The organism is Vibrio sp. R10-SF1-ISO8 (assembly GCF_059833805.1).
Genome location: NZ_JCBDHL010000021.1, coordinates 269,824 through 289,702 on the forward strand (window position 1 = coordinate 269,824; position 19,879 = coordinate 289,702).

Consider the following 19,879-nt stretch of genomic DNA (forward strand, 5'->3'; position numbering starts at 1 on the left):
GTGACAAGCGGCAAAACGTTAAAATTCGTTCTTCCACTCACGTAATGCGCTAAAAATTGCGAGTGAGTCGCTTTGAGTAGTACGATTTGCGACAGAACGGATGACAGTTTGTTGATCGGTACGCAGAAAAGGGTTGATCCATTTCTCACGCCGAATCGTGGTCGGTAAGGTTGGCTTGTTCTGTGCTCTTAGTCGGTTAACCTCGTCACGATATTGCTGAAGCTGCTGGTTATCTGGCTCTACTGCAAGAGCGAAAGCGATATTACTTGCGGTATATTCGTGCGCGCAGTAGACCTCGGTTTCTTCTGGTAGCGCGGCAATTTTGGTGAGAGAAGTGTGCATCTGCTTCATCGTACCTTCAAAGACGCGTCCGCAACCCGCCGAAAACAGCACGTCACCACAGAAAAGTTTACCATCACCCACATAACCAATATGACCGCGAGTATGGCCTTCTAAGCCGAGCACAAAGAAGATTTCATCAAACAGTTCTATCTGATCACCAGCATCAACAGCATGCGTCAAGGTAGGCACTGGCTCATTGGTTGGGCCGACAACATCGACGTCTGGAAACTGTCTCACTAGTTCCGGGACGCCGCCGATATGGTCATTGTGATGGTGGGTAATGAGAATCGCTTCTAAACTCAAGTCATGCTCTTTGAGATACGCCAAAACTGGCGCAGAGTCACCTGGGTCGACAACGGCACAACGGCGATCGCTATTTTCGATCAGCCAGATGTAATTATCATTAAATGCAGGTATGCTTTTGATATTCAACATGGTTGTGTCTCCAGTATATCGGTCAACAGACGCTTGGGTGAAGCAGGTAACTATGAAGCCAGCACGTAGTAGTAAAAAGCTTGAAAAGCCTCATTCATGGTCTCAGCTAAAAAATGGTCAGTGGGTGAATGAATCCATTCAAACCCGCGTTGACGAATGGTGCCCTAAGCTGTTCGGTTATCATTTACTAAAGCTGGGAGGCCTGAGCTGCGAGTTAACCAGTTTCAATTGTAATATTCAACATCAAGTTCATCTAGATATCCAGAACCCGTTGCATAATGTCATTGCAGATGGCTACGATTTGCCCTTTTTAGAGAAAAGCTTCGATGCGGTATTGATGGCGCACCAGTTAGATTACTGTAATGATCCGCATCGTATGTTACGTGAAGTGGATAGGGTGATGATTGATGATGGCTATTTGATTATCACTGGATTCAACCCTATCAGCTTTACCGGATTGGCGAGCTTGATGCCGTGGAGAAAGAACAACCTTCCGTGGAGTGGTAGGATGTTTACACCAAATCGCATTAGAGATTGGCTAGGGTTACTCAATTATCAAGTGATTGAATGTGATAGCTACGCGCTGTTCCCGATGCAGAAATATCGTACTATGTGGACATGGCTTGAGAACAGTTTAGGTGAATGGGCTTCGCCGCTGGGCAGTTTGTATTTTATTGTCGCACGTAAACGAACCTACCCACTTAAGCCGATTAAGCCACACTGGAAGTTAAAAAGAAAATTGACGCCAGTTGGCGTCAATTACAAAGTGTCGAATAAGCAAAGTCATTAGCTAGGCTTGTAGCCGCTGTCTTCTTCGGTCGGGTTCTCTGCAGCCGCTCGGGCTAGTTCGTCACACATTTCGTTTTCGCGATGGCCTGCGTGACCTTTAACCCAACGCCAGTCAACGCTGTGACGTTCAGTTTCTTTGTCGAGTGCTTGCCAAAGATCGGCGTTCTTAACTGGTTTTTTATCTGCGGTTTTCCAACCGCGTTTTTTCCAGTTGTGAATCCACTGGGTAATGCCTTGGCGTACATACTGGCTATCTGTGGTGAGAATTACATCACATGGCTCTTTAAGGGCTTGCAGTGCAACAATGGTCGCCAGCATCTCCATACGATTATTGGTTGTGAGTGTATAACCTTTGGCTAATGTCTTTTCGGTTTGTTTGTAGCGAAGAACCACACCGTAGCCACCAGGGCCAGGATTGCCTAAGCAGGAACCATCAGTGAAAATTTCCACCTGTTTTGTCATGATTTGATACTATTGGGTTAAGCACATTATTGGCATAGTCTGACACACATTTTGTTATGAATACCAGCAACAATTCTAAGCAACACCGTATCGTGGTACTCGATACCGAAACAACCGGTATGAACCGCGAAGGCGGGCCTCACTATCAAGGCCATCGCATTATCGAGATCGGTGCGGTCGAGATCATCAATCGTAAACTAACAGGGCGTCACTTCCACTGTTACATCAAGCCAGATCGAGAAATACAGCCTGATGCAGTCGAAGTCCACGGTATTACCGATGAATTCTTGGTTGATAAGCCAGAGTACCAAGATGTTCACGCAGAGTTTCTCGATTTCATCAAAGATGCTGAGCTGGTGGCTCACAATGCCCCCTTCGATACCGGCTTTATGGATTACGAGTTTTCTATGCTCGATCCGCAGATTGGTAAGACGAGCGATTTCTGTAAGGTGACCGATACGCTTGCGATGGCGAAGAAGATCTTCCCGGGCAAGCGAAACAACCTTGATGTGTTATGTGATCGATACGGAATCGATAACTCGCACCGTACGCTCCACGGGGCTTTGCTCGATGCGGAGATTCTGGCCGACGTATACCTGTTAATGACAGGTGGGCAGACTTCTTTGCAGTTTAATGCCGGAAATGGCAACGAAGAGGGCGGCGAAGCGATAAAACGTGCAGCAAGTGGACGAAAAGCGCTAAAGGTTTTGCGTGCAAGCGCCGATGAAATAGAAGCCCATCAAAGTAGATTAGATATCGTCGAGAAAAGCGGAAGCTGCCTCTGGCGTCAATAGGAGAAAGGATGTTGAGGATTTGGATTGCCATAGTTGCTATGTTGTTTAGCGCTTTCAGTTATAGCGCTGAAGAGTCCTCAATATCTTTATTGGACAACCGTTTTAGAGTTGACCCCTCCATCAAACAGATCACCTTTGTAATCTATCGTGCAAAACGTTCTCAGCCAGTGGTTCTTGTTAGACCTGATGGTAAAAAGTATTACGCGTGGCGTAGCCCAGACAATGTTCGTTGGTATCAAGAGTCCTCAATGGACATCGTGTCGATTGATAATCCAATGCCAGGGCCGTGGCAAGCTATCGGTCGAGTCACACCGAAGAATAAAATTAAGCTTATCTCTCACCTTGAACTGACAACCGACCAACTCCCGAATCGCCTTTTTCAAGGGGAGTCGATTAAGTTTAACGCCAGATTGACGTCGGATGACCAACCTTTGGTACTACGAGATTTTCTTGACCGGGTCAAACTCAAAGTGACCTTTACCAAATATATTGAAAATGAAGATGAGTTGATCAAAGAGGCCAAGCCAGTTCCAGAAGTGATAGGTGAGTTTTCCGATGATGGGCAAGGGCTTGATGAAGTGGCAGGGGATGGCATATTCACCGTCTCTCTACCCATTACTAGCGCACCGGGTAAGTATCGGGTAAGAATCACTTCGGGTAATGGTGTGTTCTTGCGTGCTCAAGAGCAAGAAGTGCTGGTTTACCCAACGCCTCTGCAAACGACCTTTATCCAGTCACGTGATGCAATGAGTCCAAATAAGGTTGTGATTGCGGGTGAGCAGGGAATGATCTTACCTGGGTCAATTGCAGGGCATATAGAACATACCTCTCCAAGCGGTGAGCTGACGTCAGTTCAAGGTTCGGCTGATGCCGAAAGCAATAAGCTTGAACTGGAGATTCCGTATAGTGAGGCGATTGGCCTTTACTCGTGGACCGGAGAGGCATTTGCTACTGAAATGGGCTCTCAGAGGCCACTAATCTTCTCAATGACAGATCATACTTACAGTGTTGTCGCGGAAGTCGACATGGCGGAGACTCGTCGATTGCAGGAAGAGGAGCGCCTAAAACAGCAGAAGCTGTTAGAGGAGATGGAGCTGATGCAAATGCGCGAAGAAAAGCGTACTCGCACCATGATTGTTATCGGAGTTGGTAACGTTGTGGTGGTTATTCTCGGCTTGGTGGTCTGGTTTGTTAGGCGTAAGCTTAAGGCGAGCAAGCAAGCGATACCTGAGATGCAATTGGAAATGCCGAAGAAGTAATATTTTTCGCGTACGAATCGTCGTATTCAACGAATAAAAACGCTGATGATGTTAGTTGCAACTAATACTCGTAGTAGAAACTAACATTAGGGTTGATAATAAAAAGGGCTGCAAACGCAGCCCTTGTTGGTTTTGGTAAGTTCTATTCTAGATAAGGTTTACGCGACTTCATCCATTGCTGAAGAAAGCTGCGGTTGAGGCTTTGCTGCTAATTCCTCAGGACTGAAATCATCAACGTTTATCACGTAGAGTCGCTGCTCTTCAGCTTCACGCAACAGCTTCGCTTCGTTGGTGTCAATAATACCTTTCTCTAGTCCCATCGCTGCAACCTCGTCTAGGCGCAGGAATGGGCGGCGTTTACCTGTCTCTTTACAAATCTTATCGAAAACAGGCTCTGCTTTAAGGATGATTTCAAGCGCTTGCTCGATACGACCAACGGCATTAAATTCACTGGCTTCAAAGTATTGGTAACGACCAATGCGAGAGCGAGTTTCACTTGGCGTTTGCAGGATTTGAGCTACTTGGCTATCTAGCTTGTCGCTTGGCGCTTTGCGTACTCGACCAAATGGCATAATCAAAACGCGCAGTGCTTTGCCCAACCATTTATTCGGGAAGTTGGCTAAGAACTCATCGACAGCGATTTCGGTCTGTTTAAGACTATCTTGTAGGCCCCAGTGTACCAGCGGAAGATCTTCTACAATACGACCATCACTTTCATAGCGTTTTAGCGTTGCTGAGCTTAAGTACAGTTGGCTTAGAATGTCGCCTAAGCGTGCAGACAGGCGCTCTTTACGTTTCAGTGAGCCACCTAGAACAGCCATTGAAATATCAGATAGGAAAGCGATGTTAGCGCTGTAGCGGTTCAAACGCTGGTAGTAACGAGTGGTTGAATCTTTCACTGGCGCATCAGAGAAACGACCATCGGTCAGACCTAACCATAGGCTGCGAATAAGGTTACTCATGGTGAAGCTCACGTGGCCTGCTAACGCACTATCAAACTTATCTAGGGCATCGGATGCATCTGAGTAGGCGGCATTCATTTCTTCGAGTACATATGGATGGCAGCGAATCGCGCCTTGACCATAGATAATCATAGAGCGGGTTAAGATGTTTGCGCCTTCAACAGTAACGGCAATTGGTGCACCTTGATAGCCACGCGCAAGGAAGTTTGCTGGCCCCATACAGATACCTTTACCGCCAACAATGTCCATCGCATCAATAACGCTACGCTGCATTCTGTGAGTACAGTGATATTTGACGATCGCTGAGATAACGGATGGTTTTTCGCCAAGGTCGATACCTGCAACGGTCAAGGTACTTGCCGCATCCATCACGTAGGCATTGCCACCTAAACGTGCCAATGGCTCTTCAACCCCTTCCATGTGACCAATAGGTTGCTTGAACTGACGACGAATTCTTGCATAAGCCCCTGTTGCCAATGCGGCGGTTTTAATCCCACCGGTAGAGTTTGATGGTAGAGTGATCCCACGACCTACTGACAGACACTCCACTAGCATACGCCAGCCTTGTCCGGCCATTTTCGGGCCGCCAATGATAAAGTCGAGTGGCACAAACAGGTCTTCACCACGTGTTGGACCGTTTTGGAATGGAACGTTAAGTGGGAAATGACGATTGCCGATTTCAACACCTTTTAGATGAGTTGGGATCAAAGCACAGGTGATGCCTAGATCTTGTTGCTCGCCGAGTAATCCTTCAGGATCGCGCAGTTTAAAGGCTAGACCTAGAACAGTCGCAACAGGCGCTAAAGTAATGTAACGCTTGTTCCAAGTCAGGCGCATACCTAACACTTCTTTGCCTTCCCATTGTCCTTTACACACCACACCGAAGTCAGGAATAGAGCCTGCGTCTGAGCCAGCTTCAGGGCTAGTTAAAGCAAAACATGGAATCTCTTTACCTTCTGCAAGACGAGGTAGGTAGTAATCTTTTTGCTCTGTTGTACCGTAGTGTTGCAGCAGTTCGCCAGGGCCTAATGAGTTAGGTACACCAACCGTCGAAGAAAGCACGCTAGAGACACCAGTTAGCTTTTGCAGTACCAGAGACTGAGCGTAAGCAGAAAACTCAAGGCCGCCGTATTTCTTCTTAATGATCATCGCAAAGAACTTATTGTCTTTTAGGTATTGCCAAACTTCAGGTGGGAGGTCGGCTAGCTCGTGAGTCACTTTGTAGTCATTGACCATAGCGCAGACTTCGTTCACTGGGCCATCTAAGAAGGCTTGCTCTTCGGCGCTTAGCTGAGGCTTTTGAATGTCGTGCAGCTTTTTCCAGTCAGGCTTACCTTTGAACAGCTCTGCTTCCCACCAAACGGTACCGGCATCAAGCGCTTCTTTTTCTGTTTGCGACATAGCAGGAAGCACTTTCTTAAATAGAGCGAGGGCTTTTTTACTGATTAGTGACTGTCTGATGGATGGTACTGCTAGGGTCGCAATGGCAGCGATGAATAAGATCCAGCTAAGAGAGCCAGCACTACCAAAGATAGAGAGCACAACCATTGTGGCAGTTAATGCAGCGATGGAGAGCAGCAGTGAACTGCGGTGGTACAAGCAGATCGCGAGAACTGCGGTAAAGCCAAGTAGAGAGAGCAAGATGTCCATATTTATGTTCCTTATTACGGCGGAATTTAATCTGTTTTATGCCGATAACATGTAAGAGGTCTAACCAGTTAAGTGTAATCAAAATATTAATAAAATGTAAAACCGGTATTTGCTTAAAAAGTGATCTAAGTAGAGTGAAAAGTCTAAAAATGATGGGCTATGCGGTTTTTGTGAACCAAGATTTGCAACAAAGCGGGAATTGTTATCAGCAAGCTATCGACAGTGAGAATTGTTTGAGTAAACTCTGTAGGTAACGTTTTCTGTATTTCACACAGAACTATTTATTACAAAAATTAGAGATTAACCTATGTACCAGGACCTAATTAAAAACGAATTGACCGAAGCTGCTGACGTTCTGAATAAGTTTTTAAGCGATGAAAACAACATTGCGCAAATTGAAGCGGCAGCGAAGATGCTGGCTGATTCATTTAAGCAAGGTGGTAAAGTGCTTTCTTGTGGTAACGGCGGTTCACACTGTGATGCCATGCATTTTGCGGAAGAGCTAACGGGTCGCTATCGCGAAAATCGTCCGGGTTTACCAGGTATCGCTATATCTGATCCAAGCCACTTATCATGTGTAAGTAATGACTTTGGTTACGACCACGTATTTTCTCGTTATGTTGAAGCCGTGGGTGCCAAAGGTGATGTGCTATTTGGTCTGTCAACTTCGGGTAACTCAGGTAACATCTTAAAAGCGATTGATGCAGCCAAAGCTAAAGGCATGAAAACCATCGCCCTAACGGGTAAAGATGGCGGTAAAATGGCAGGCCTAGCGGACATCGAAATCCGTGTTCCTCATTTTGGTTACGCTGACCGAATTCAAGAGATTCACATTAAGATCATCCACATTGTGATTCAACTGATCGAAAAAGAGATGGAAAACGCTTAATTGTCGAAAGCATCTTTTATATAACTATAAGCGCTAGCAAACTTGCTGGCGCTTATGCTATTAAAGAAGAAACCGCACGCAAGGATTAAGGGAGTTTAGTAAAACATGTGTGAACTGCTCGGAATGAGCGCCAATGTGCCAACCGATATCTGTTTTAGTTTTACCGGGCTGATGCAGCGCGGCGGTAATACCGGTCCGCACCGTGATGGTTGGGGAATCACTTTCTACGAGGGCAAAGGCTTTCGTAATTTCAAAGATCCGAACCCAAGTTGCGATTCAAAGATCGCTGAGTTGGTACAGAATTATCCGATTAAAAGCTGTGCGGTGATAAGCCATATTCGTCAGGCGAATCGCGGTGCAGTGAATCTTGAAAATACCCACCCCTTTACCCGTGAGCTGTGGGGACGTTATTGGACCTTTGCTCACAATGGTCAATTGAGCGATTACCAAGATCTAGTAACGGGTAGACATCGCCCCGTTGGGCAGACAGATAGTGAACTCTCATTTTGTTGGTTGCTTAAGCAGATGGAAGATGAGTATCCAGAACCACCGCAAGATATGGTGGGGGTGTTTCGTTTTGTTGCCGAGTGCTGTGACAGGCTGAGAGAGAAGGGCGTGTTTAACATGCTGCTTTCAGACGGTGAGTATGTCATGACCTACTGTACTAACCACCTTTATTGGATCACCCGTCGTGCACCATTTGGTAAAGCCGCGTTACTTGATGAAGATGTGGAAATCAACTTCCAAGAAGAAACAACGCCTAATGACATCGTGTCTGTCATTGCGACTCAACCGCTGACAGGTAATGAAACTTGGCATCGCATGAAGCCGGGCGAGTTTGGCATTTTCCATTTTGGTGAACTGATCGATGGTAATGCCGATGAACTGGCTGACGTCGCTTATGCGCCCAAAAAAGTGGCCAGTCAGGCACCTACCGAACCGTTAGAGTAATAAACCAAATTTCGAGATGTGCTTCTAAAATCATTGAGAACAAGTCGAAAGTTTATATTTAACCCATTGATATAAAAATAATATCAATGGGTTTTTTATTATTTAAGGTAGGTGTTTATGAGAGGCTTTTTACTGTCTATTGTGCTGTTCAGTTCGTCGGTACTGGCACAGCAGCCAGAGGCATTTTCTAGCTTAGTCGCCAGTTATAAGTATGCGTCTAATCCCGAGTTACGTTACTCATTAGATGAACGAATGGCGTTTTGGCAGATCCCCAGTGTGAGTGTTAGTACATTCAAAGAGGGTCAAAAAGAGTGGCAATTCAGCCATGGTTTGAGCCATAAATCAGGTCAACTAGCTAACACTGAGACCCGCTATCAAGTAGCCTCAATGAGTAAACCCGTCACCACTTTAATCACTTTGAGAGCCATGGAGAAAGGTTTACTAACGTTAGATGAGTATATCCAGCCCCTGCTTGCACCGGAGTTTGCAAAAGTAGTAACGTCTCCTGTTACGCTGCGTCAGTTATTGTCACATAAAGCGGGTCTTAACCATACTGGTTATATGGGGGTCGAGAGCGATCAAGCGCTCCCTAAGCTGAATATCTTTACTCGTAGCGATTCCAAGCTTGGTGTTTTAAAGCAAGAGTTTGTAGTGGGGGACTATCATTACTCCAATGGCGGTTACATTCTCGTCCAGCACATTCTTGAACAGGTTTACGATAAGCCGTTCGAAGTGATAGCGGATCAGGAGGTGTTTGAGCCATTAAAAATGGTCAACTCTAGTTTTGTTCAGCCTACAGAAAATCAAGAGAACACAAAGTTTGCCCACGCTCACCGATATGGCGAATGGGTTGCAAAAGGGTGGCACAAATACGCGGCTAAAAGTGCGGCTGGTTTGTGGACAACACCTACTGATCTGACACGTATGCTTCTGGCCGTTCACCAAGCCTACATTGGAGAAGATGAGTCCTGGCTAAGCCAAGAGAGTATCCAGCAAATTGATTACCCTGGGACAAGCTTTATGGGACTTGGTTTTTTCCGTAATCATAGTAGCAAAGAAGGCTATGTGTTCCACGGCGGAATCAACCACGGCTTTGAAGGGCACTTTGTCCTCTATCCGAAGCTTGGTACCGGGGCAGTAGTTTTGACCAATGGTCAAAGAGGCGATCAGCTTGCGCAAGAGATCTTACGTGCGGTTTCGCTTACGGAAGGTTGGATTGACTTCCCACTATATCAAACCGAAGTGTTGAAAGTGGACCTTGAGGAGTTAAAGCCATTGATTGGAAGATATCAATACAGTGAAGATTTTTATGCTGATGTCTTTATTCGTAATGGGGTGCTCTATATTCAAGGTTACCAGCAAGACGCCTATGCGTTACACAAAGTAGCAGAAAACCATTTCAAGCCTTTGGAGTTTGAATCGACGTTTTACTTTAAGTTCAGCAAAACAGGCAAACTGACAGGGCTAACCCAAGAGGCGCCGTTTTATAATGGCTTTGCCAAAAAAGTAAAATAGAAAAAAGGCCGATGTCTCCATCGGCCTTCTGTATTTCTAGGGCTAACTTACGCTAGCTGAGCTTTAACATGCTCAACGATATCAGCCATTGCGACAGCGGTTTTCTCACCAGAGCGGCGGTTCTTGTACTCGAAGTTACCTTCTTTCATTGAACGGTCGCCAATGACGATAGTGTGAGGAACGCCGATTAGCTCCATATCAGAGAACATTACGCCAGGGCGCTCTTTACGGTCGTCGAATAGCACTTCGATGCCCATTGCCGTCAGTTCAGCGTACAGCTTCTCAGCAGCTTCTTTCACTTCTTCTGACTTGTGCATGTTCATTGGTACGATCGCGACTTGGAAAGGTGCAAGTGCGTCTGGCCAGATGATGCCGTACTTGTCGTGGTTCTGCTCAATTGCAGATGCAACAACACGAGAAACACCGATACCGTAACAACCCATCTCTAGGATAACGTTTTTACCGTCTGGACCAAGAACACCACAGTTCATTGCTTGAGAGTAAACATTACCTAGTTGGAAGATGTGGCCTACTTCGATACCACGTTTCAGTGCGATGGTACCTTTACCACAAGGGCTTGGATCACCTTCAACTACATTACGTAAGTCTTCAACTTGGCCAAGCTCAACATCACGACCCCAGTTGATACCGAAGTAGTGCTTGTCGTCTACGTTAGCGCCTGCGCCAAAGTCACTCATTACAGCAACAGTGCGGTCAACAATGAATGGCAGTTTAAGACCTACAGGGCCTAGTGAGCCAGGGCCAGCGCCGATTATGGCACGGATCTCTTCTTCTGTTGCCATCTCTAGAGGAGCTGCAACTTGAGGAAGGTTTTCTGCTTTCACTTCGTTCAGTTCGTGGTCGCCACGGATGATAAGCGCGATTAGGTCAGCGTCAACTTCATCAGATGCTTTAACAAATAGAGTCTTAACCGTCTTCTCGATTGGCAACTCAAACTGTTCAACAAGCTCAGCAATTGTCTTTGCATTTGGTGTGTCAACTAATGTCATCTCTTGAGTTGGAGCCGCAGCTTCGTCAGCCAGAGCGAGTGCTTCGGCTTTTTCGATGTTCGCTGCGTAGTCAGACTCAGTAGAGAAGGCAATTAGGTCTTCACCACTTTCCGCAAGTACGTGGAACTCTTGAGAACCGCTACCACCGATAGCACCTGAGTCAGCCAGTACTGGGCGGTACTCAAGTCCCATGCGGTCGAAGGCTTTACAGTAAGCATCGTGCATTGCATCGTAAGACTTCTGTAGACCTTCTTTATCAATATCAAAGCTGTACGCATCCATCATGCAGAATTCGCGTGCACGCATTACGCCAAAACGTGGGCGACGCTCATCACGGAACTTAGTTTGGATTTGGTACAGGTTTAGCGGTAGCTGTTTGTAAGAGCTCACTTCATTGCGCACTAGGCTAGTGATTACTTCTTCAGCTGTTGGGCTAAGAACAAACGGACGAGTGTGTCGGTCAGTAAAGCGAAGTAGCTCAGGACCCATCTTCTCGCTGCGGCCTGTCTCTTCCCATAGTTCAAACGGCTGAACAACGGGCATCAATGTTTCGACTGCGCCTGCATTGTCGATCTCTTGACGAACGATGTTTTCGACTTTACGCAGTACACGTAGACCAGTAGGTAGCCAGGTGTAGAGACCTGAAGCCAGCTTACGGATCATACCTGCACGTAGCATGAGCTGGTGGCTCACTACTTCTGCGTCGTTTGGAGTCTCCTTCAGAGTAGAAAGAAGATAATTACTGGTACGCATTTAACTTATCCGTTTATTAAAGTTAGATACTCAAGCCAGAATGGACAGGAGTATGGAAGTCCCACGAGGGGAAAATTGTTAGCCGCTTATAATATCAGCCAAATGCCATTGTCAAAAGCTTTCAATCGCAGTAACCGTTATTAAGTTATCGTTAACGGTAAACTTCACATTCAGATCGAACAAATTTACCGCATATTCTTTACTATCAGGTTTGTTCTTTTTGTACGCCGGGCGAGGGTCTTGCGCCAGAACCTGCTCGATCACCGTTTTGACATACTCAGTATCGCCACGCTTTTCGAGTGCTGCCAGAGCGACTGGAGAGAAGTCGACCTGTGATTTTTCAGGTTCGTCTGCTGCATAGCCACCTTGTGCCTCTGCAATAGAATCTGAATAGGGGATGTATGGCTTGATATCAACAATTGGCGTGCCATCGACCAAGTCCACGTTACCCAGATCCAAATAGATCTGATCGCCTTCCTTGCTGATACCTTTAACTTCTACTGCTGACATACCAATGCCATTCGGGCGAAAAGTCGAACGTGAAGCAAACACACCTATACGCTCATTGCCGCCCAAACGAGGTGGGCGCACTGTTGGCTTCCATCCTGCCGCTAAATTCTGGTCAAACAGAAACAATAACCAAGCATGGGAGAATTGCTCCAACCCGCGCACTGCTTCGGGACTATTCGCCTCTCCAACTAGTTTTACTCGCGAGCGAGCAGCTGGCACTAAGCTCGGCTGTCGAGGAACGGCGAACTTCTCTTTGTATGGGCTTTCAATAAAACCGATCGGCTCTATGGAATACATCTCTTTTCTCTCAATTTGGTGATGAGGAAAAAGTATCACAAAAAAGAGTAGTAAAACTTGTTGATAATGATTATTATTTAAAATGTTATAACATAACGGTTTCTAATGAGGTAATTATGCAACCCAACATTCACCCTGAATACCGAACCGTGGTTTTCCATGATACAAGCATTGATGAGTACTTCCTTATCGGTTCAACATTGCAAACTGACCGCACTATTGAGTGGAAAGATGGCAAAACCTATCCGTACTTTACGATTGAAGTTTCTTCTAAATCACACCCTTTCTACACAGGTAAGCAGCGTGTCATCCATCAGGAAGGTCGTGTCGCTAACTTTAAGCGTCGATTTGGTCAATTTTCTAAAGGGGACAAGTAAATGAAGGTCGTAAAATCTCTTAAGAGTGCTAAAAATCGCCATCCTGATTGTCAAATCGTCAAAAGAAGAGGGCGTTTGTACGTTATCTGCAAAACCAATCCAAGATTTAAAGCGGTGCAAAAGTAACCTCCAGTCTCAATCGGATAAAGCTCTCATTTTTGACTATCACAGTTTGAGGCTTTTCCCCTGCTCTTAAACCACCAGAGTGCTTGGTTATAGATAAGCGTAATTTATGCCTCTCTTTGGTGGTTGAGTTTCCTCCTTATACCAATCAACGACTTAAAGGCCATTAAATAAACAGAATGAATGTATTTATATAAATTATAATTCTGTTATTTGGTTTTGTTTTGGTGATATTTGCTAATTATTTGTGCAAAATGCGTTAAATAATATGATTTGTTACACACTTTGTAACATTTTGCATTTCTAATTGAGTATTTTGTCGAGTACCCTGCGCTGGCATTTGGAACATTTTTGTCACATTTGCGCAGGAATAACTACAAGGAGGGAACAGATGAGTTCATCTGCTTCAATTAAACAAAATTCACCTAAGAAGCCGCTATTTACGCGTTTCTTAGACGCTGTTGAATATTTGGGGAACCTATTACCCCATCCTATCACTCTATTCGCCATCTTCTGTTTAGCTATCTTAGTGCTATCTGGTATTGCAGGTTACTTTGAAGTATCTGTTATGGACCCACGCCCTGAAGGTGCGAAAGGTCGTGCAGCAGACGGCATGATCCACGTTGTCAGCCTTTTAAATGCTGATGGTTTGGAGCTAATCGTTACTAACCTAGTGAAAAACTTCGTTGGTTTTGCACCGCTAGGTACAGTGTTAGTTGCTATGCTAGGTGTTGCGATTGCTGAACATTCTGGTCTATTGTCAGCGGCAATGCGCGGCATGGTAATGGGCGCATCTAAGCGCATGGTTACAGTAACGGTTGTATTCGCAGGTATCATTTCTAATACGGCATCTGAGCTAGGTTACGTGGTACTTATCCCGCTAGCGGCAATGTTATTCCACTCTTTAGGTCGTCACCCTCTAGCTGGTCTTGCTGCGGCATTCGCTGGTGTTTCAGGTGGCTACTCTGCAAACCTGCTAATCGGTACTGTTGATCCACTTCTGTCGGGTATTACAGAAACTGCTGCGCAAATGATTGACCCAACTTACACGGTTGGACCTGAAGTTAACTGGTACTTCATGTTTGTGTCGACTTTCTTCATTGCGATCACTGGTGCTTTTGTTACTGAGAAAATCGTTGAGCCTAAGCTAGGCAAATACAATGATGAAGAAGCGTCAGAAGACCTGTCTCAAGACAAGATGGGGGGTCTAACTGCTGTAGAGAAAAAAGGTCTTAAGCTTGCTGGTCTTGCGGTACTAGCGGTTTCAGCGCTTCTTGCATGGACAGTCGTTCCAGCAGACGGCATCCTTCGCTCTGACGCAGGTACTATTGCTGGCTCACCATTCCTGAAGAGTATCGTAGCCTTTATCTTTGTATTCTTTGCTGTACCTGGCTTTGTTTACGGTAAAGTTGTTGGCACGATGAAGACAGATCGCGATGTTATCGATGCAATGTCTAAGTCTATGTCTTCAATGGGCATGTACATTGTACTGGTATTCTTCGCTGCTCAGTTTGTAGCATTCTTCAAGTGGACTAACTTTGGTCAAGTCTTCGCTGTTGCAGGCGCGAGCTTCCTACAAGAGATTGGTCTAACTGGCCCAATGCTGTTCTTCGCCTTCATTCTTATGTGTGGCTTCATCAACCTAATGATCGGTTCAGCATCTGCACAATGGGCAGTAACAGCACCAATCTTTGTTCCTATGTTGATGCTAGTTGGCTACGCGCCAGAAACTATTCAGGCGGCTTACCGTATCGGTGATTCTACTACTAACATCATCACGCCTATGATGAGCTACTTCGGTCTTATCCTTGCTGTAGCAACGCGATACATGAAGAACCTAGGTATAGGTACGCTGATTGCGACCATGCTACCTTACTCAATCGTGTTCATCGTGGGTTGGAGTTTACTGTTCTACGTTTGGGTGTTTATCTTGGGTCTACCTGTAGGTCCTGGAGCGGCGACGTACTACATGCCTTAATCACACGTACTTTATTGAACGATTTAGCCGGAGCTCATTGCTCCGGCTTTTTTGTGCCTATAGATTTTTCAAACAGCCTGATGAGTTGACAAGTGATAGGGGTGAACTTTACTTATCGGTAGAGCGCTATGCCTTGGAGGTAAAATGAATCAACAAACCCAGCTATTTTCAATCCTGAGTTTTCTTCAGGCTCATATCACTCCGTAATTCAAGCCAACGAGCATGGGTAAGCTTTGGGCTTTGTCGTTATTGATATGGTTGTGCTCTCTTCCCGCAGTCAGTTCAACCTCAGTGCAGTTAGTCACGCTTGACTATCCACCCTATATCGTCCATCGCGAAGGGGAGTTATCTGGTGTGGCTGTCGAGCTTGTTGAGGCCGTATTTGATGAACTCGATGTCCCGATATCAATAGAAGTTTTACCTTGGGCAAGAGCCTTGAGTAATGTTCAGTTTGGTCGTGCCGACGCTATCTTTACCGCATTTAAAAATCCAACGCGTGAAAAGTTTGCCGATTACTCTAATGAAATTCTGTTTACGCAGAATATCAGCTTAGTAGTAAAAAGAAGCAGTAAAATGAGTAGCTATGATTTTTTATCCCGTGATGTTTCGGCGGTCGCTATCTGCGCTGTCAATCGAGTCAGTTATGGTAAGCAGATGGATGCTTTATTGGCGGATGGACGCTTTAGGCTAGTCTTTTGGCGCAACCGAACTGAGGATTGCGCTCGCTTGGTCAGGGCGGGGCGTGCTGATGTGTGGGTAAATAATGATTTTGGTGCGCGAAGCATTCTGGCTAGTGAACAAATGGAACAAGCTCTGGAAATACTTTCGCCGCCAATCGAGGCCACGCCCAGCTATATCGCGTTTTCTAAGCTGAAAGAGCATCAGTGGCTTAGAGACAGATTCGACCAAGTGCTAAGAGAAATGAAGGATGATGGACGCTATGAAGCCATCATTGATGACTACTTCGATAGTCTAAAAACAGTGCCACCAAAAGAAAAGGGCTGACATTACGTCAACCCTTGAGAGCTTATGTTAGCAAAAGTAAGTGATTACCAACCTTTAACTACGCCACCTTGGAAGATATCAGAAGCCGCTGTGTAAACTTCTTCAGTCTGGTAAGACTTAACAAAGTTTTGGACGTTTTCAGCTTGTGCGTTGTCTTCACGCGACACGATTAGGTTTACGTATGGAGACTCTTTGTCTTCAACAAATACACCGTCTTTTTGTGGTGTTAGGTTGATAGAGCTTGCGTAAGTTGTGTTGATAACAGAAAGCGCAACGTCATCTAGAGAGCGTGGTAGCTGTGCTGCATCTAGCTCTACGATAGTGATGTTTTTCGGGTTTTCAACGATGTCACGTACAGTTGCTAGCAGGCCAACGTTCTCACGAAGTTTCAGCAGTCCTTGTTGCTCAAGTAGAATCAGTGAACGACCTAGGTTTGTTGGATCGTTAGGTACAGCGATACGAGCACCTTCTTCAATTTCGTCGACCGCTTTCACTTGCTTAGAGTAACCTGCGATTGGGTAAACAAAAGTGTTACCCGCGATAGTCAGTTTGTAACCACGATCGGCAACTTGCTGATCTAGGTATGGCTTGTGTTGGAACGCGTTGATGTCGATAGAGCCATCATCTAGTGCTGCGTTTGGTGTTACGTAATCAGTAAAAGTAACCAGCTCTACATCTAGGCCGTATTTTTCTTTAGCGACTTTAGCCGCAACTTCAGCAACTTGTGCTTCTGCACCAGCCATAACACCAACTTTGATCTTGCTTGTATCTGCTTCTTTTTCACCACAACCTGCTAGTACCAATGCTGATGCAGCAGCTGCGATAGTTAATAGACCTTTAAGACTGAATTTCATCACTATCTCCTTATAAATTAAATCTGTGAGTATTCTTTATTGTATTCTTAGCGGTGATCGACGCGACGGACAATCGCATCACCAATGGACTGAATGATTTGAACTAGCACGATAAGCATTACCACAGTCACGGCCATAATGACCACGTCATAGCGGTGGAAACCGTATCGAATGGCGACGTCACCTAGACCGCCACCGCCAACCGTTCCTGCCATTGCTGAGTAACTGACAAGCGTGACGAGAGTAATGGTTACCGAGTTAACGATGGTAGGCATTGCTTCAGGAAGCAGTACCTTAGAAATAATTTGAATGGGAGTTGCGCCCATCGATTGTGCTGCTTCAACTAATCCCGTAGGGACTTCAAGTAGAGCACCTTCGATAAGACGAGCAACAAATGGGATCGCGCCGATTGTAAGAGGCACGATGGCTGCTGTTGTACCAATGAATGTGCCAACTAATAGCTTGGTAACTGGAATAATGGCGACCATCAGCACTAGGAAAGGTACGGAACGGCCCACGTTAACAATAGCGCCGAGTACACTGTTTAGTTTCGTGTTCTCAAGTAAGCCACCTTTCTTGGTGATATGCAGAATCACACCGAGTGGAATACCAACGGCAAAGCCAACAATGCCCGCCACAGCAACCATGTAGATAGTATCCCAAGTCGCGCCGATAAGTAGATTGCTGTTTAAGCTCAGCCACTGTGAAATTTCATTAAAGGACATAGCCTAGCACCTCTACTTTTACCTTGTGCTCACGCAGGAACTCAATCGCTGCATTGTCATCTTGTTCATTACCAAATAGTTCTGCGACCATCATGCCGAATTTCACACCACCGGCGTAATCGAGGTCAGAGCTGAGAATGCTGACATCAATGTTGAATTTACGGGCAATTTGCGTCATCAAAGGAGCATCAACCGTTGCGCCTGTGAACTCTAGACGCACCAATGGGTAACTGCTTTCCACACGCGTTGCTTGCAAGCGAATTTGGTAATCTTCTGGAATCGACAAGTCGAGCGTAGAACGAATGAATTGATGCGCCAGTTCTGTTTTTGGATGAGCGAAAATTTCACCGACAGTCCCTTTTTCGACTAGCTCGCCATCGCCAATGATCGCTACTTCGTGACAGATGCTTTTTACAACGTCCATTTCGTGAGTAATCAAAAGCATAGTGATGTTCAGCTTGCGGTTGATCTCTTTTAGCAGCTCTAGAATCGACTGAGTGGTTGCCGGATCCAATGCGCTAGTCGCTTCATCACACAGAAGAACCTTTGGATCAGACGCAAGAGCACGTGCGATCGCGACACGCTGCTTTTGACCACCACTTAGGTTTGAAGGGTAGCTTTCATGCTTATCTTCAAGGCCGACCAGTTTCAACAGCTCAGTCACTTTAGTGCTGATGTGCGCTTTATCTTTGCCTGCTAACTCAAGTGGTAGAGCAACGTTGTCAAAAACCGTACGCGATGACAGTAGGTTGAAATGCTGGAAGATCATACCGATGTTACGGCGAGCTTCGCTAAGTTGCGATTTACTGAGTGTTGTGAGATCGACACCATCAACAACAATCGAGCCTGTTGTCGGTGCTTCTAACATGTTTACACAACGAATAAGCGTACTTTTCCCTGCTCCCGATGAGCCAATAACACCAAAGATTGTTCCTTGTGGAATATGAAGGTTGATCTCCTTTAAGGCATGTATTTCCTTACTGCCTTGGTAGAACACCTTATTTACTTGATTAATTTCAATCATCGAGAGACCCGCTATCAGATTAGATGAAGAGCAGCAGATAATGTTGAGCTACATCTCATTTGGTAGATGATGCTATGGTCTTACATGTTTTCTGTCAATAGATATTTTTACGTCTAGACGTCTAAACGTATCTTTTGCTCAATCGATTAGTAATTAGATAGTGATGAAAGAAATAAAGCGTGCAATAATTCTTGTAAAGCAAAGTACATAGAGAAGTATATTTTGGCAAAACCAGCAGTCTTTTTAGACCGAGATGGCGTGATTAACATCGATCACGGCTATGTTCATGATGAGCACGATTTTGAGTTTGTTGATGGCGTATTTGAAGCGACCAAAAAACTGAAAGATATGGGCTACCAACTGGTATTGGTGACAAACCAGTCGGGGATTGCTCGTGGTAAGTTCAGTGAAGATCGTTTCCTATCTTTGACCCAATGGATGGACTGGAACTTTGTCGATAACGGCGTTGAGTTTGATGGTATTTACTACTGTCCGCACCATGCTGAACACGGTCAAGGCAAATATAAGCAAGACTGTGACTGCCGCAAGCCAAAGCCTGGTATGTTTATCTCAGCGCGTGACTTCTTGAAAATTGATATGGCGAACTCTGTTATGGTGGGCGATAAAGCCGAAGACATGATGGCAGCCGAAGCAGCCGGTGTTGGCACCAAAATCCTTGTCCGTACAGGCAAACCTGTCACAGAGAAAGGCGAAGCTATCGCGTCTGTGGTACTCGACAGTATTAAAGAAGTCCCAGCGTATTTAGCAAAATAAACTGAAAAAGGCTGCCTAGGGCGGCCTTTGTTTTGTTTGGAGGGAATCATGAGATATCGGTTGTTAATTGCACTCGCAGTAGGGCTGAGCGTGTCAGCGTGCTCTTTTACTTCGATGGAACGTGAAAACCACTACCAAGGTGATTTTCTATTGTATCAATGTAGTGGTGGCGAAACCTTCAAGCTAGCCTTAATGCCCAATGATTATACGGCACTGCTAAGGTTACCAAAGAAAGATTATCGCATGATCCAGGTTCCCTCTGGCTCTGGCACTAAATACATTCTCGACGATGGCTCCGCAGAAATACAAAACCCAGTGACCCTCTATACCAAAGGCAAAGAAGCCCGCTTAGAACTTAGCCACTTGGTGTATAAAAATTGCATTACCCAATAGATCTTTTA

The 19,879-nt window shown here is 45.5% G+C and carries 20 protein-coding genes; 12 read left to right on the top strand and 8 right to left on the bottom strand.

Annotated elements, in window-relative coordinates; all coding sequences use genetic code 11:
* Positions 1–18: 18 nt before the first annotated feature.
* The gene (gene gloB, locus AC6R00_RS19230) at positions 19–777 is read right to left on the bottom strand and encodes a hydroxyacylglutathione hydrolase (RefSeq protein WP_500641594.1); all 759 of its coding nucleotides are present in this window, start codon (positions 775–777) and stop codon (positions 19–21) included.
* A 52-nt stretch (positions 778–829) separates the two neighbouring features.
* Between gloB and AC6R00_RS19235 the strand changes: the two genes are divergently transcribed.
* Positions 830–1,567, top strand: coding sequence for a class I SAM-dependent methyltransferase (locus AC6R00_RS19235; RefSeq protein WP_500641595.1), 738 nt, complete (start codon positions 830–832; stop codon positions 1,565–1,567).
* On the opposite strand, the gene rnhA is transcribed toward AC6R00_RS19235, so the two are convergent.
* The gene (rnhA, locus tag AC6R00_RS19240; protein ID WP_171322916.1) at positions 1,564–2,028 is read right to left on the bottom strand and encodes a ribonuclease HI; all 465 of its coding nucleotides are present in this window, start codon (positions 2,026–2,028) and stop codon (positions 1,564–1,566) included. The genes AC6R00_RS19235 and rnhA overlap by 4 nt on opposite strands.
* 56 nt (positions 2,029–2,084) lie before the next feature.
* Between rnhA and dnaQ the strand changes: the two genes are divergently transcribed.
* Together dnaQ and AC6R00_RS19250 are read left to right on the top strand one after the other, a co-directional pair.
* Complete coding sequence (gene dnaQ / locus AC6R00_RS19245; protein WP_500641596.1) at positions 2,085–2,822, top strand: DNA polymerase III subunit epsilon; 738 nt, start codon at positions 2,085–2,087, stop codon at positions 2,820–2,822.
* Between the two features lie 8 nt (positions 2,823–2,830).
* Complete coding sequence (locus AC6R00_RS19250; RefSeq protein WP_500641597.1) at positions 2,831–4,081, top strand: TIGR03503 family protein; 1,251 nt, start codon at positions 2,831–2,833, stop codon at positions 4,079–4,081.
* A gap of 158 nt (positions 4,082–4,239) precedes the next feature.
* Here AC6R00_RS19250 and fadE read toward each other — a convergent pair whose 3' ends face one another.
* The gene (gene fadE / locus AC6R00_RS19255; protein WP_500641598.1) at positions 4,240–6,693 is read right to left on the bottom strand and encodes an acyl-CoA dehydrogenase FadE; all 2,454 of its coding nucleotides are present in this window, start codon (positions 6,691–6,693) and stop codon (positions 4,240–4,242) included.
* Positions 6,694–7,000: 307 nt separating this feature from the next.
* Between fadE and lpcA the strand changes: the two genes are divergently transcribed.
* From lpcA to AC6R00_RS19270, 3 genes are all read left to right on the top strand, one after another.
* The gene (gene lpcA, locus AC6R00_RS19260) at positions 7,001–7,582 is read left to right on the top strand and encodes a D-sedoheptulose 7-phosphate isomerase (RefSeq protein ID WP_004744815.1); all 582 of its coding nucleotides are present in this window, start codon (positions 7,001–7,003) and stop codon (positions 7,580–7,582) included.
* A gap of 105 nt (positions 7,583–7,687) precedes the next feature.
* Positions 7,688–8,533 carry a class II glutamine amidotransferase gene (locus AC6R00_RS19265; protein WP_500641599.1) on the top strand — a complete coding sequence of 282 codons (846 nt, stop codon included), beginning with the start codon at positions 7,688–7,690 and terminating at the stop codon, positions 8,531–8,533.
* A 117-nt stretch (positions 8,534–8,650) separates the two neighbouring features.
* Positions 8,651–10,048, top strand: coding sequence for a serine hydrolase domain-containing protein (locus AC6R00_RS19270; RefSeq protein WP_500641600.1), 1,398 nt, complete (start codon positions 8,651–8,653; stop codon positions 10,046–10,048).
* Positions 10,049–10,095: 47 nt separating this feature from the next.
* Here AC6R00_RS19270 and AC6R00_RS19275 read toward each other — a convergent pair whose 3' ends face one another.
* Both AC6R00_RS19275 and tsaA read right to left on the bottom strand, forming a co-directional pair.
* Positions 10,096–11,811, bottom strand: a complete 1,716-nt coding sequence (locus AC6R00_RS19275) for a proline--tRNA ligase (protein WP_500641601.1) — start codon at positions 11,809–11,811, stop codon at positions 10,096–10,098.
* Between the two features lie 111 nt (positions 11,812–11,922).
* Positions 11,923–12,618: a tRNA (N6-threonylcarbamoyladenosine(37)-N6)-methyltransferase TrmO gene (tsaA, locus tag AC6R00_RS19280; protein WP_500641602.1), complete on the bottom strand. Its 696-nt coding sequence runs from the start codon at positions 12,616–12,618 to the stop codon at positions 11,923–11,925.
* A gap of 116 nt (positions 12,619–12,734) precedes the next feature.
* On the opposite strand from tsaA, the gene AC6R00_RS19285 reads away from it, so the two are divergent.
* The 4 genes from AC6R00_RS19285 to AC6R00_RS19300 all read left to right on the top strand — a co-directional run bounded on the left by AC6R00_RS19285 (position 12,735) and on the right by AC6R00_RS19300 (position 16,101).
* Positions 12,735–12,995, top strand: a complete 261-nt coding sequence (locus AC6R00_RS19285; RefSeq protein WP_004744820.1) for a type B 50S ribosomal protein L31 — start codon at positions 12,735–12,737, stop codon at positions 12,993–12,995.
* Positions 12,996–13,121: a type B 50S ribosomal protein L36 gene (gene ykgO, locus AC6R00_RS19290; RefSeq protein WP_004744821.1), complete on the top strand. Its 126-nt coding sequence runs from the start codon at positions 12,996–12,998 to the stop codon at positions 13,119–13,121.
* A gap of 388 nt (positions 13,122–13,509) precedes the next feature.
* Positions 13,510–15,096, top strand: coding sequence for an AbgT family transporter (locus AC6R00_RS19295; protein ID WP_500641603.1), 1,587 nt, complete (start codon positions 13,510–13,512; stop codon positions 15,094–15,096).
* 222 nt (positions 15,097–15,318) lie between these two features.
* Positions 15,319–16,101 (top strand): substrate-binding periplasmic protein, encoded by a 783-nt coding sequence (locus tag AC6R00_RS19300; protein WP_500641604.1) that lies wholly within the window; start codon positions 15,319–15,321, stop codon positions 16,099–16,101.
* Between the two features lie 44 nt (positions 16,102–16,145).
* Here AC6R00_RS19300 and AC6R00_RS19305 read toward each other — a convergent pair whose 3' ends face one another.
* From AC6R00_RS19305 to metN, 3 genes are read right to left on the bottom strand one after another with little or no spacing between them, the layout of a single operon-like run.
* Positions 16,146–16,955, bottom strand: a complete 810-nt coding sequence (locus AC6R00_RS19305) for a MetQ/NlpA family lipoprotein (RefSeq protein WP_004744824.1) — start codon at positions 16,953–16,955, stop codon at positions 16,146–16,148.
* 47 nt (positions 16,956–17,002) lie between these two features.
* On the bottom strand, positions 17,003–17,680 hold the full coding sequence (locus tag AC6R00_RS19310; RefSeq protein ID WP_004744825.1) for a methionine ABC transporter permease: 678 nt from the start codon (positions 17,678–17,680) through the stop codon (positions 17,003–17,005).
* Positions 17,670–18,704, bottom strand: coding sequence for a methionine ABC transporter ATP-binding protein MetN (gene metN / locus AC6R00_RS19315; protein WP_500641605.1), 1,035 nt, complete (start codon positions 18,702–18,704; stop codon positions 17,670–17,672). Before metN ends, AC6R00_RS19310 begins: the two co-directional genes overlap by 11 nt.
* Positions 18,705–18,926: 222 nt before the next feature.
* Here metN and gmhB point away from each other — a divergent pair, with 222 nt between their 5' ends.
* Together gmhB and AC6R00_RS19325 are read left to right on the top strand one after the other, a co-directional pair.
* A complete protein-coding gene (gene gmhB / locus AC6R00_RS19320) occupies positions 18,927–19,478 on the top strand; it encodes a D-glycero-beta-D-manno-heptose 1,7-bisphosphate 7-phosphatase (protein ID WP_004744827.1) in 552 nt (183 codons plus the stop codon).
* Between the two features lie 48 nt (positions 19,479–19,526).
* Entirely contained in the window at positions 19,527–19,871 is a 345-nt protein-coding gene (locus AC6R00_RS19325) for an MliC family protein (protein ID WP_500641606.1), read from the top strand.
* Positions 19,872–19,879 lie beyond the last annotated feature (8 nt).